At 72.9% G+C, this 12184-nt stretch carries 11 protein-coding genes; 6 read left to right on the top strand and 5 right to left on the bottom strand.

The window, feature by feature from the left end; genetic code table 11:
- Positions 1-14 precede the first annotated feature (14 nt).
- From IAG43_RS20340 to IAG43_RS20325, 4 genes are all read left to right on the top strand, one after another.
- Complete coding sequence (locus IAG43_RS20340; protein WP_187742130.1) at positions 15-626, top strand: hypothetical protein; 612 nt, start codon at positions 15-17, stop codon at positions 624-626.
- A gap of 134 nt (positions 627-760) precedes the next feature.
- Entirely contained in the window at positions 761-1186 is a 426-nt protein-coding gene (locus IAG43_RS20335; RefSeq protein WP_187742129.1) for a DUF3592 domain-containing protein, read from the top strand.
- Positions 1187-1335: 149 nt separating this feature from the next.
- Positions 1336-1782 carry a hypothetical protein gene (locus IAG43_RS20330; protein WP_187742128.1) on the top strand — a complete coding sequence of 149 codons (447 nt, stop codon included), beginning with the start codon at positions 1336-1338 and terminating at the stop codon, positions 1780-1782.
- 156 nt (positions 1783-1938) lie between these two features.
- On the top strand, positions 1939-3636 hold the full coding sequence (locus tag IAG43_RS20325) for a chitinase (protein ID WP_187742127.1): 1698 nt from the start codon (positions 1939-1941) through the stop codon (positions 3634-3636).
- A gap of 153 nt (positions 3637-3789) precedes the next feature.
- On the opposite strand, the gene IAG43_RS20320 is transcribed toward IAG43_RS20325, so the two are convergent.
- Positions 3790-5109, bottom strand: coding sequence for an Nramp family divalent metal transporter (locus tag IAG43_RS20320; protein WP_187742126.1), 1320 nt, complete (start codon positions 5107-5109; stop codon positions 3790-3792).
- Between the two features lie 303 nt (positions 5110-5412).
- Between IAG43_RS20320 and IAG43_RS20315 the strand changes: the two genes are divergently transcribed.
- On the top strand, positions 5413-6786 hold the full coding sequence (locus IAG43_RS20315) for a M14 family metallopeptidase (protein WP_187742125.1): 1374 nt from the start codon (positions 5413-5415) through the stop codon (positions 6784-6786).
- Between the two features lie 69 nt (positions 6787-6855).
- On the opposite strand, the gene IAG43_RS20310 is transcribed toward IAG43_RS20315, so the two are convergent.
- The 4 genes from IAG43_RS20310 to IAG43_RS20295 form a co-directional block, all read right to left on the bottom strand.
- Positions 6856-8328 (bottom strand): GntP family permease, encoded by a 1473-nt coding sequence (locus tag IAG43_RS20310; RefSeq protein ID WP_187742124.1) that lies wholly within the window; start codon positions 8326-8328, stop codon positions 6856-6858.
- Positions 8329-8537: 209 nt separating this feature from the next.
- Positions 8538-8942 carry a RidA family protein gene (locus IAG43_RS20305; RefSeq protein ID WP_187742123.1) on the bottom strand — a complete coding sequence of 135 codons (405 nt, stop codon included), beginning with the start codon at positions 8940-8942 and terminating at the stop codon, positions 8538-8540.
- Entirely contained in the window at positions 8939-9703 is a 765-nt protein-coding gene (locus IAG43_RS20300) for an IclR family transcriptional regulator (protein WP_187742122.1), read from the bottom strand. The genes IAG43_RS20305 and IAG43_RS20300 overlap by 4 nt, the downstream gene beginning before the upstream one ends.
- A complete protein-coding gene (locus IAG43_RS20295; protein ID WP_187742121.1) occupies positions 9700-10734 on the bottom strand; it encodes a sugar kinase in 1035 nt (344 codons plus the stop codon). The genes IAG43_RS20300 and IAG43_RS20295 overlap by 4 nt, the downstream gene beginning before the upstream one ends.
- Positions 10735-10863: 129 nt before the next feature.
- Between IAG43_RS20295 and IAG43_RS20290 the strand changes: the two genes are divergently transcribed.
- The gene (locus IAG43_RS20290; protein ID WP_187742120.1) at positions 10864-12147 is read left to right on the top strand and encodes an amino acid deaminase; all 1284 of its coding nucleotides are present in this window, start codon (positions 10864-10866) and stop codon (positions 12145-12147) included.
- Positions 12148-12184 lie beyond the last annotated feature (37 nt).

Below are 12184 nucleotides of genomic sequence, written 5' to 3'. Positions count from 1 at the left end.
GGAGCGCACACACCATGAGCAGCGCATTCACCAGGACGACGTGCGGCGGCGCCAGGCGGCGCGGGCCGCGGCGGGGCGCGTTCGCGGCGGGGCTGGCCGCGCTCGCCCTGCTGGTCACCGCGTGCGGGGACGATCCGGCGGGGGCGACAGTGCCCGACGGCTGGCAGGTCATGCGGACGGACTCCGTGGAGGTGGCCCGTCCGGCGTCCTTCACCGAGCAGGGCCCCGGTGAGCGCGGCACGTACAACGCGGCGGCGGCGGTGCTGGAGGAGGGCGGCCGGACGGTCGCCGTGATCACCGTCCAGCTCGGCTTCACCAACGCCCGGACGCCCGAGCAGGCGGCGATCGGCGCGGAGGCGGGCATCGCGCTCGGCGCGACGGTGGAGGGGCAGCGCGGCATCCGGGTCGCGGGCGGGGAGCAGGTGCGGGACGCGAAGCGGATCGACTTCGCGTTCACCGCCTCGGGAGAGGCGGGCGGGCCTGCCGAGGGCACCCGGGTCGACGGGGTGATCGTCGCGGGGCTCGACTCCGCGGAGACGGCGTACGCGGTGCGGGTGGACTCGGCCGAGGGGGCGCTCTCCGACGCGGACGTGCGCCGGATCGTCGAGAGCATCGCGGTGAAGTAGCGCGGGGGCCTCGCGGGGGCGGCGGACGCACGACGCGGCGCCGGGCGGCGGCGGGCGGCGTCGGGTGCACGGCCGCGCACGGGGTGGGACAGCGGACGGCGGGCGGCGGACAGATACAGGGAGGCGGGCGGCCGGTGGCGGCGGGAACGGCGGAGGGGCAGTTCCTCCTCGGGGTGACCACCCTGCTCCTCGGCGTTCTCACCGCGTTTTGCGCGGGGCGTCTCGCCGGGCTGCTGCGGGCCGTCCGGCACGCCGTCACGACCGGCGGGGAGTGCGTGCGCGTGGAGCCGTCGACGCGCCGGTGCACGGCGGCGGCGCGGCACTGGTTCGCCTTCCGCACGGCGACCGGGGAGGTGGTCGAGTTCGAGGACTTCAGCCCGTACCCGATGAGCAGCGGGACGCCCGTGACCGTGCGCTACCGGCCGGAGGACCCCCGCGGCACGGCGAGCGTCACCGGTACCTGCGGACGTTCGCCGGTCCTGCGGGGCGCCGTGGCCGCCGCCGGCTGCGCGCTGGTCACCGCGGGCAGCGCGGCGCTGTTCCTCACCGGGCTGCCGTGAGCCGGCCTGCGGTGAGCCCGCCTGCCGGTGAGCCGGGCATCCGTGCGACGGGCCGCGACGGACACGACCCCGTCGCACACCGCCATCACCCCCTCCCCCGCGCCGCCCGGCGGCTCCCCCACCGGTACGACGAGGAAGGCAGGCACCAGATGACGCGCTACGACCACCCCGGGGCCCCCGCCCGGTACGACGACGGCCGCGGGGCGCGGTTCCTCGCGCTGACGAAGGCGTGGGCGGCGGGCATCGTCGTCCTGCTCTTCACGGAGTACGTGCAGTTCACCCTCGTCCGGGAGCAGTTCGCCGCGGAGGGCGGGACGGAGTCGTTCACCGGCCGGCTGCTGCTGATCCATCTGCCCGACGCGGTGTGCGTGGCCCTGTCCGCATGGGCGGCGGGGCGGGTGCACCGGCCGCCGTTCCGCTACCGGACGGGGCCGCACCTGCTGGCCGTGCTGGCGGTGCCGCTGGCCGCGCAGGCCCTGAATCTGGCCCTCCAGGGAGGGGAGCCGGCGGCGGAGGGGGTGCTGATGTCGAGTGCCGTGCTGGCGCTGGGCTGTGTCGCCGGATGGGCCGCCGACCTTCTCCAGGAAGGGGACTGACGAGGCCTCACCTCCGCCAGAGGTCTTGACAACCGAATTGGTCTGGACCAGCTTGTACCTCCACGGTGGCCACCGTTCGGTGCCCCGGCTCCGGGAGCCCCGGCGCCGGGTCTCCGGCAACCTCCCGTACCCCCGACTCCCCACCGGAGGAAGCAAGTGGACCGCACCTCACCCGCCCGCAGATTCGTGGGCGCCGGCGTCGCGCTCGCCGTCGGCACCGGGCTCTGTCTCCTGGGCACCGCGGGCACCGCCCAGGCCGCCGACGTCAACGTCGTCAAGAACGCGGGCTTCGAGACCGGGCTGAGCAACTGGACCTGCTCGGCCGGCAGCGGCTCCGCCGTCTCCTCCCCCGTCCGCACCGGCGCGGGCGCCCTGAAGGCCACACCCGCCGGCATGGACAACGCCCGCTGCGCGCAGACCCTGGCCGTGAAGCCCAACTCGACCTACACGACCAGTGCCTGGGTCCAGGGCGGTCTCACCTACCTGGGCGCGAGCGGCACCGGCACCACCGACGTGTCCACCTGGACGCCCGGCGGCAGCGCGTGGACCAAGCTGTCCACCACCTTCACCACCGGCCCCGGCACCACCTCGGTCACGGTCTACACCCACGGCTGGTACGGCACGCCCGCCTACCACGTGGACGACGTGAGCGTCCTCGGTCCCGACGGCGGCGGCGGCACCGACCCGGACCCGGTCGTGCCCCCAACCCCCGCGGTTCCCTCCGTCGGCACCGTGACGCCCTCGTCCGTGGCCCTGAGCTGGGGCGCGGTCTCCGGCGCCACCGGGTACAACGTCTACCGCGACGGCGCCAAGGTGCAGTCGGTGAGCGGCGCCTCGGCCACCGTCACCGGTCTCGCCGCCGACACCGCGTACCAGTTCCAGGTCAGCGCGACCAACGCGGCGGGCGAGTCCGCCAAGTCCGCGGCGGTGTCGGCGCGCACCAGCAAGAGCACGGGCAACCCGAACCCTTCCGTGCCGAAGCACGCGGTCACGGGCTACTGGCAGAACTTCAACAACGGCGCGACCGTGCAGAAGCTCCGTGACGTGCAGGCGCAGTACGACATCATCGCCGTGTCGTTCGCCGACTCCACCGCCACACCGGGCCAGATCGTGTTCAACCTCGACCCGGCGGTCGGCTACGGCTCTCTCGACGAGTTCAAGGCGGACATCGCCGCGAAGAAGGCCGCCGGCAAGTCGGTCATCATCTCGGTGGGCGGCGAGAAGGGCAACGTCACGATCAACAGCGACGCCTCCGCGACCGCCTTCGCGAACAGCGCCTACGCCCTGATCCAGGAGTACGGCTTCAGCGGGGTCGACATCGACCTGGAGCACGGCATCAACTCCACCTACCTGACGAAGGCGCTGCGCCAGCTGTCGGCGAAGGCCGGCCCCTCGATGGTCCTGACGATGGCGCCGCAGACCATCGACATGCAGAACACGAACACCGAGTACTTCAAGCTGGCGCTCGCCGTGAAGGACATCCTCACGGTCGTCAACATGCAGTACTACAACAGCGGTTCGATGCTCGGCTGCGACGGCAAGGTGTACTCGCAGGGCTCCGTGGACTTCCTCACCGCGCTCGCCTGCATCCAGCTGGAGGGCGGCCTGGACGCCTCTCAGGTCGGTCTCGGCGTGCCCGCCTCGACGCGCGGCGCCGGCAGCGGCTACGTCGACCCGTCCATCGTGAAGAACGCCCTGGACTGCCTGACCCGCGGCACCGGCTGCGGCGCCTTCAAGCCGTCCAAGACCTACCCGTCCCTGCGCGGCGCGATGACCTGGTCCACCAACTGGGACGCCACCGCGGGCAACGCCTGGTCCAACGCGGTCGGCCCGCACGTGCACAACCTGCCGTAGCCGTCACGGCTCCCCCGGCCGGCGAGGGCCCGCACCACCGCTCCCCCGGTGGTGCGGGCCCTCGCCGCGTGACCGGCGGCGCCGGTGCCCGCCGCGTGGACGGCGGTGCGGGCGGAGGCCGGCGCCACCCGCGGCGGGCGGCGCCGGCAGAGGTCACCAGGGCAGATCGCGGACCTGCTGCACGCAGAGCACGACGAACAGCAGCCCCGCGCCCGCCAGCATCACGTTGCTGACGATGCCGTTGCGCCACTCGGCCGGGGTGCGCGAGGAGTTCAGCAGCCACAGCAGGGTCAGCGCGAGGAAGGGCATGAAGAAGGCGCCGAGGACTCCGTAGGCGACCACCAGCCCGAACGGCTGGTCCAGGAAGAGCAGCGAGATCGGCGGGAACGTCAGCCACAGCAGGTAGCCGCGGAAGGCGGCCGACCGCTCCTTCGCGCCCGACGCCACCTCCGCCGCAGCGGCCCCGTCGGCTCCCTCGCCCCCGGCGGCGCTCCCCGCGCGCTCGCGCCGCAGCTGCTCGACGAAGTCGGCGAACATCAGGCTGACGCCGTGCCAGACGCCGATGAGCGACGAGAAGGAGGTGGCGAAGAACCCGACGAGGAAGAGCTTGGCGGTCACCGCGCCGTACCGGTCCTCCAGGACCGTGCCGAGGTCGATCAGGCCCCTGTCCCCCTTGGTGAGGGCGATCTCGGAGGCGTGCAGCAGCTCGGCGCCGACGATGAGCATGGCGACGACGAAGATGCCGGTGGTGATGTAGGCGACCCGGTTGTCCAGGCGCATCACCTTCATCCAGCGGGTGTCCGTCCAGCCCTTGGCGTTCACCCAGTAGCCGTACGCGGCCATGGTGATGGTGCCGCCGACGCCGCCGATGAGGCCGAGGGTGTAGAGCAGGGACCCGTCGGGCAGCACGGGCGCGAGGCCGGCGAACGAGGCGCCGATGTCGGGGGCCACCCGGATCGCGACGTAGACGACGACCACGAACATCACGCCGATGAGGACGGTCATGACCTTCTCGAAGACCGCGTACCGGTTGAACCAGACGAAGGCCAGTCCGACCAGTCCGGTGAGCACGGCCCAGGTCTTGAGGCCGGGCCCGCCGGGGAAGAGGGCCACGATGGGCAGGGCGCTGGAGGACATGGCCGTCGCGCCGTAGACGAAGCCCCAGACGACGACGTAGAACGCGAAGTAGACGGTGGTCCACCTCCCGAGGGAGCGCCAGCCGTCGAAGAGGGTGCGGCCGGTGGCCAGATGCCAGCGCCCGGCGGCCTCGGCGAGCGAGATCTTGACGACGCAGCCGATGACGGCCGCCCACATCAGGGTGTAGCCGAACTTGCTTCCCGCGATGAGGGTGGCCACCAGGTCGCCCGCGCCGACGCCGGTCGCGGCGACGACGATGCCGGGGCCGATGTAGCGCCAGCTCGGCTTCCGGGGCCCCACCGACCCCGCGGTGCTCTCCTCGGTCGTGTCCGTCATGCGCGGCCGCCTTCCCACTCGTCCCACCAGGTGACTGGGGTCACGAAAGCGGGGCGCGCTTGATCACGCAAGAGGGCCTGCGGTGATCGACTGGGGCGGACCTTGTGCAGACGGCCGGGCGGCGGGTCCGCCGGCGGGGCCCGGGCGGGCGGCCGCTACCGGCCATGGCCGGTAGCGGCTATTGACCGTGACATGCCATGCGCGGACGATGGGCCGCACCCGCACGTCCCGTGAGCACGGAGCACCGCCGCACGGCACCGCAGCACCGCCCCGTTCAACCCCCCACCTCACAGGAGCACCTGCATGCGCACACACCCCTTCGGCCGGCGCGCGTCCGCGCGGCGCCGCGCCGGCAAACGGTCCGCGGCCCTGGCGGCCGTCGTCGCCCTCGCCGTCGCGGTCCCGCTCACCGCGAGCGCGTCCCCCGCCCCCGAGCGGCCCGCCCCGCGCAGCGCCGCGGCCGACGACGCGGAGCGGACCCGGCAGTACCTGATCCACGGCCCCGAGAGCGTCGCCGAGCGCACGGCGATCGCCGCCACCGGCGTCTCGATCGACGAGGTCGACGACCACACCGTCGTGGTCAGCGCCGACGCGGCGCAGGCCGCCCGGCTGCGCGGGCTCGGCCACACCCTGAAGGAGCTGCCCGGACCGCCGGACCGGCGCATCGCCTCGGCGGACGTCAAGCCGTTCGACTTCCCCTCGGCCGACTCGCGCTACCACAACTACGCGGAGATGACCGCGGAGATCGACCAGCGCATCGCGGCCAACCCGGCCATCATGAGCAAGCGCGTGATCGGCAAGAGCTACCAGGGCCGGGACATCGTCGCGATCAAGGTCAGCGACAACGTGGCCACCGACGAGAACGAGCCCGAGGTCCTCTTCACCCACCACCAGCACGCCCGTGAGCACCTGACCGTGGAGATGGCGCTCTACCTGCTGCGGGAGTTCTCCGAGGACTACGGCTCCGACCAGCGGATCACGAACGCCGTCAACGGCCGCGAGATCTGGATCGTGCCGGACCTCAACCCGGACGGCGGAGAGTACGACATCGCCTCCGGCTCCTACCGGAGCTGGCGCAAGAACCGCCAGCCCAACTCCGGTTCCTCCTACGTCGGCACCGACATGAACCGCAACTGGAACTTCAAGTGGGGCTGCTGCGGCGGCTCCTCGGGATCGACGAGCTCGGAGACCTACCGCGGCCGGGCCGCCGAGTCCGCGCCCGAGGTGAAGGTCGTCGCCGACTTCGTCCGCTCCCGGGTGGTCGGCGGCAAGCAGCAGATCAGGACCGGCATCGACTTCCACACCTACAGCGAGCTGGTGCTGTGGCCGTACGGCTACACCACGGCCGACACCGCACCCGGCCTGACCAAGGACGACCGGGACGCCTTCGCGGCCGTCGGCGGCAAGATGGCGGCCAGCAACGGCTACACGGCCGAGCAGTCGAGCGACCTCTACGTCACCGACGGCTCGATCGACGACTGGCTGTGGGGCAGCCAGAAGATCTTCGGCTACACCTTCGAGATGTACCCGGCGAGCGCCTCCGGGGGCGGCTTCTACCCGCCGGACGAGGTGATCGAGCGCGAGACCAGCCGCAACCGCGACGCGGTGCTCCAGCTGCTGGAGAACTCGGACTGCATGTACCGCTCCATCGGCAAGCAGGCGCAGTACTGCTCCTGAGGCCGTGACGCCGCGGGGCGGGTACCGGAGCCGATGCTCCGGTACCCGCCCCGCGGGCGTGGCGGCCCGCTACACCACCAGGCTCAGCGCCGCGGCGACCGCGAAGCCCGCGACGGAGAGCACCGACTCCAGGACGGTCCAGGTCTTGAGGGTGTCCCGCTCGGAGATGCCGAAGTACTTGGAGACGATCCAGAAGCCGCCGTCGTTGACGTGCGAGGCGAAGATGGAGCCCGCCGAGATGGCCATGATGACCAGGGCGAGGAAGGCCTGCGAGTGGCCGCCGTTCTCGACGAGGGGCAGCACGATGCCCGCCGTGGTGACGATCGCGACGGTCGCGGAGCCCTGGGCGACGCGCAGCACCAGCGAGATCAGGTAGGCGAGGACGATCACCGGCAGGCCGACGTCGTTGAAGGTGTCCGAGAGGGCCTGGGCGACACCGCTCGCCTTGAGCACCGCGCCGAAGACACCGCCCGCGCCGACGACGAGCAGGATGTTGCCGACCGGCTTCAGCGACTGCGTGGACACCGACTCCAGCGACTTGCGCGACCAGCCGCGCCGGATGCCCAGCAGCCAGTACGCCAGCACCAGCGCGATGGTCAGGGCGACGAACGGGTTGCCGAAGAACTCGACGACCGAGCGGAAGGTGGACTCGTCGAGGGCGATGGACGAGAACGTGGCGGCGAGGATCAGCACCAGCGGGGTGCCGATGATGGCGAGCACGGTGGAGAGCGCGACCGGGTTCTCCCGGGGCTCGCGCCCCGCGGCCCGCTGCTCGGCGAGGACGGCGGCCTTCGACTCCTCGGCGGCCTCCACCATGTCCTGCGGCACCTCGACGAAGACCCGCTTGCCGATCCAGGCGGCGTAGCCCCAGGCCGCGAGGACGGCCGGGACGCCGACGACGACGCCCATGAGGATGACCCAGCCCAGGGAGACGTGGAAGAGTCCGGCGGCGGCCACCGGTCCGGGGTGCGGCGGCAGGAAGGCGTGGGTCATCGACAGGCCCGCGAGCAGCGGCATGGCGTACAGGACGATCGACTTGCCGGACCGCTTGGCCGCGGCGTAGACGATCGGCGCGAGGACGAAGATGCCGACGTCGAAGAAGACGGGGATGCCGAAGATCAGGCCGGTGAGGCCCATGGCGAGCGGGGCGCGCTTCTCGCCGAAGAGGCCGAGCAGCCGGGAGGAGAGCACCTCCGCGCCGCCGGACACCTCCAGGATCGCGCCGAGCATGGTGCCGAGGCCGATGATGATGGCGACATGGCCGAGGATGCCGCCCATGCCGGTCTCGATGACGGAGACGGCCGCGGACTTCTGCACCGTGCCGAAGAGTTCGGTGACGGACAGGCCCGCCGCGAGGCCGACGGCTATGGAGACGGCGAGCAGGGCGACGAACGGCTGGAGCCGCACCTTGATGATCAGGTAGAGCAGCAGGGCGATTCCGAGGGCGGCCACGGTCAGCAGACCGGCGGTGCCGTCGATGACGGTGAGCAGTCCGCCGGTGTGCGGGACGGGGGGTGGGGGCGCGTCAGCGGCGATGAGCATGGGGATTCCTTGCGGGCCGTGCGGTTTCGGGCATGGGTGGGGCGCGGCACGGCGCGTGGGGAGGTCGCGCCGTGCCGTGGAACGGGTGGATCAGGGGAATCAGTCCGGGACGGGGAGCGGTCCGCGGGCGGCAGGTCCGGGAAGGGGCCGGGCTGCGGGGCGGCCGGTCCGGGGAGGGGAGATGGGTCCGGTGGCGGAGCGGCCGGGGATCAGCCCAGGACGGCCAGGGCGTCGATCTCGATGAGCAGGCCGGCGGGGAGCCCGACGTAGACCGTGGTGCGGGCGGCCGGGGCCACCGCGAGGTCCTTGAAGTACTCGTTGTAGATCTCGTTCATCTCGGCGAAGTGGCCCGTGTCCGTGAGGTAGACGCGGATCATCATCACGTCGTCCCAGCTCGCCCCGCCCTCGGTGAGGATCGCCTCGACGTTGGCGAAGGTCTGGAGGGTCTGCTCGCGCAGGGTCGGGCCGGCCGGGGTCGGGGCCTGGCCCTCGACGGCGGGCAGGAAGCCGACCTGGCCGGCGACCTGGAGGAGGTTGCCCTTGCGGACGCCGTGGGAGAACTTCGCGGGCGGCGCGGTGTGGGTGGGCGGGGTGATCGCGGTCTTCTCGGTCATGCCTGCGCTTCCTTCTGGGGTGTCTGTCCTGAGTACTCCCGGGTGATGGCGTCCGCGCAGCGGCGCACCAGCGGGAGGAGGGTGAGGAGTTCGTCGGCGGTCACGACCACGTTCGGCGCGGACACCGACATGGCGGCGACGACACGGCCGTCGGCGCCCCTGATGGGCGCGCCGATGCAGTTGATGGACTCCTCGTGGCCACCCAGGTCGGTGGCCCAGCCCTGTTCGCGGACGGTCGCCAGCTCCCTGAGGAAGGCGGCGGCGTTCGGGATCGAACGGGACGTGTACATGGGGAAGTCGAGCTTCTCGGCGACGGCGCGCCGCTCGGCCTCCGGCAGGTCGGCCAGGAGCAGCTTGGCCACGGCCGCGACGGTGATCGCGACGGGCTTGCCGATCCGCGAGTACATGCGGACCGGGTAGCGGCTCTCGACCTTGTCGATGTAGAGGACCTCGCTCTCCTCGTACACCGCGAGGTGGACGGTGTGCCCGATCTGCTCGTTGAGCGCGAGGAGATGGGGGTGGGCGATCTCCCGCACGTCGAGGTTCTCGACCGCCTCCTGGGCGAGGGCGAAGAGGCGGGCGCCGAGGCGGTAGCGCTGGTCCTGCTGGCGGTAGACGAGGCCGTGCTCGTGGAGGGTGCGCAGCAGGCGCAGCGCGGTGGACTTGTGGACGCCGAGCCGGTCGGCGACCTGTCCGAGGTCGGCGGGTCCCTGGGCGAGCAGCGGCAGGATGCTGAGCGCGCGGTCGACGGTCTGGCTCATGGCGTACGTACCTCCTGGTCCTGGCCCGTCCAGCCGGGGCCGAGGTGCAGTCTCCCCCAGGCGTCGTCGTCGAGGCCGACGAGCCGCCCGGCCTGCGCGTGGGAGGGCGGCTCGGCCAGGTCCCCGGCGACGGTGAGGGCCGCGGCTGCCCAGAGGTGGCCGTACCGCAGCCGGTCGCGCACGGGCAGGTCGCGGAGGGTCGCGGAGAGGAAGCCGGCGGCGAAGGCGTCACCGGCCCCGGTGGCGGCGACGACGTCGACGACGGGGGCGGGGACCTCGGTGACGGTGTCGCCGGCGGGCCCGCGGGTGAAGGCGACCGCGCCCAGGGCGCCGCGCTTCACCACCAGCGTCGCCGGCTCGGGCAGTGCCCGCCGCACGGCCTCCGGCCCGCCGTGCACGCCCCACGCCTCCTCGGCCTCGTCCTCGCCGGTGAAGACGAGGTCCGCGCCGCGCGCGAGGTCGAGCAGGACGCGGGGCCCTTCGGGGTCGCGCCAGAGACCGGGCCGGTGGTTGACGTCGAACGAGAGGAGCGGGCGGCCGTCGCGGCGGGCGGTGAGGCCGCGCATCAGGGCCAGGCAGTCGGCGGACAGCGCGGCGGTGATGCCGGAGACGTGCAGCACCCGTCCCGACCACACCGCTTCGAGCGGGACGGTGGCGGGCGACATCGCCGACGCGGCGGATCCGGCCCGGTAGTAGACGACCTCGTGGCCGTCGCCGGCCCGGTCGGCCGCCGTGCGGAAGTAGACGCCCGTGGGGCGTCCCGGGTCGCGGACGACCGCCGCGGTGTCGACCCCGTAGGCGGCGATGGCGGCCACCAGGTGGTCGCCGAAGCCGTCGGCGCCCACCCGGCCCACCCAGCGGACCCGGTGGCCGCAGGCGGCGAGGGCGCAGGCGAGGTTGGACTCGGCCCCGCCGATGCCGCGGACGAACGACGGCACGTCGGCCAGGCGTCCCGCCCTGGTGGGCAGGAACGTGACCATGGACTCGCCGAGGCAGACGACGTCCACGGGTCCGTGCGCGCTCGCGGTCATGATCGCGGGGGCTCCTCGCTGGTCGGTCACCGGGCCCATTGACCCGGTCTCGGCTCGGATGTTAGACAGCGGTAAGCGAAATACGCAATGAGCGTTGCACATCATGCAACACCGCCGAGGAGGGCTCCCATGGCCGCCAGCCACGCCGACGACGCCGTCGCCAGGCTTGCCGACGAACCGGTCGACCACCGCTTCAAGGCGCTCCCGCCCGACGCACAGGGCCTCACCGTCGGCGAGCTCGCCTCGGCCCGGCGCTCCCTGTTCACCGGGGGCTTCACCACACCCGTGCTGGCGCTCTCCGCCGCGTCGCTGGAGCACAACCTGGCCCTGCTGGAGACCTACGCGGAACGCCACGGCCTCGCCTTCGCCCCGCACGGCAAGACGTCCATGTCCCCCCAGCTCTTCGCCCGCCAGCTGGAGCGCGGCGCCTGGGGCATCACCGCGGCCGTGCCCCACCAGGTCCGCGTCTACCGCGCCTACGGGATCAGCCGGATCTTCCTCGCCAACGAGGTCGTCGACGCCGCCGCGCTGCGCTGGATCGCCGGGGAGCTCGACGCCGACCCCGGATTCCGGCTCGTCGTCTACGTCGACTCGGTCCGCGGCGTGGAGCTGATGGACGAGGCCCTGCGCGGAGTGTCCCGCCCGCTGGACGTCGTCGTCGAGCTGGGCGCGGGCGACGGCGCCCGCACCGGGGTGCGCACCGAGGCCGGATGCGCCGCCGTCGCCGACGCGGTCGCCGCCGCGGGGAACCTGCGGCTGGTCGGCGTGGCCGGCTACGAGGGCGAGGTCCCGAAGGCCGACGGCGACAGCGTGCGGGCCTGGCTGCGCCGGCTGGTCGCCCTCGCCGCCGCCTTCGACGCCGAGGGCCGGTTCGCGGACACCGGCGAGATCGTGGTCAGCGCGGGCGGCAGCGCCTGGTTCGACGCGGTCGCGGACGTCTTCGCCGAGATCCCCGCGCTGTCGGCCCCCGTGCTGAAGCTGCTGCGCTCCGGCGCGTACGTCTCGCACGACGACGGCCACTACCGGCACCTGACCCCGTTCAACCGGGTGCCCGCGGAGGGCTCGCTCCAGCCCGCGTTCCGGCTGTGGGCGCAGGTGGTCTCCCGCCCGTCGCCCGAGCAGGCCTTCCTCAACGCGGGCAAGCGGGACGCCGCGTACGACCTCGACCTGCCCGAGGCGCAGGCCGTCCGCGACGCCCGCACCGGCGCCGTCCGGCCCGCCGACGGCATCACCGTCACCGGCCTGTCCGACCAGCACGCCTGGGTGCGCACCGACCCCGGCGCCGGGCTGGAGGTGGGCGACTGGGTCGGCATGGGGCTGTCCCACCCGTGCACCGCGTTCGACAAGTGGCAGCTCATCCCGGTGGTGGAGGAGGACGGCACGGTCACGGACTTCGTCCGGACCTTCTTCTGAGCCCCGCTCCCCCTCTCTCCCGGCCACGGCCCCGAAA

This window comes from Streptomyces genisteinicus (assembly GCF_014489615.1).
GTDB lineage: Bacteria > Actinomycetota > Actinomycetes > Streptomycetales > Streptomycetaceae > Streptomyces > Streptomyces genisteinicus.
This window is presented reverse-complemented; position numbering and strand designations above follow the sequence as displayed.

Coding starts and splice junctions, on each gene's coding strand:
- IAG43_RS20310 (WP_187742124.1), bottom strand. CDS start 8,328: ATGCTCATCGCCGCTGACGCGCCCCCACCCCCCGTCCCGCACACCGGC.
- IAG43_RS20320 (WP_187742126.1), bottom strand. CDS start 5,109: ATGACGGACACGACCGAGGAGAGCACCGCGGGGTCGGTGGGGCCCCGG.
- IAG43_RS20330 (WP_187742128.1), top strand. CDS start 1,336: ATGACGCGCTACGACCACCCCGGGGCCCCCGCCCGGTACGACGACGGC.
- IAG43_RS20300 (WP_187742122.1), bottom strand. CDS start 9,703: ATGAGCCAGACCGTCGACCGCGCGCTCAGCATCCTGCCGCTGCTCGCC.
- IAG43_RS20315 (WP_187742125.1), top strand. CDS start 5,413: ATGCGCACACACCCCTTCGGCCGGCGCGCGTCCGCGCGGCGCCGCGCC.
- IAG43_RS20295 (WP_187742121.1), bottom strand. CDS start 10,734: ATGACCGCGAGCGCGCACGGACCCGTGGACGTCGTCTGCCTCGGCGAG.
- IAG43_RS20290 (WP_187742120.1), top strand. CDS start 10,864: ATGGCCGCCAGCCACGCCGACGACGCCGTCGCCAGGCTTGCCGACGAA.
- IAG43_RS20305 (WP_187742123.1), bottom strand. CDS start 8,942: ATGACCGAGAAGACCGCGATCACCCCGCCCACCCACACCGCGCCGCCC.
- IAG43_RS20340 (WP_187742130.1), top strand. CDS start 15: ATGAGCAGCGCATTCACCAGGACGACGTGCGGCGGCGCCAGGCGGCGC.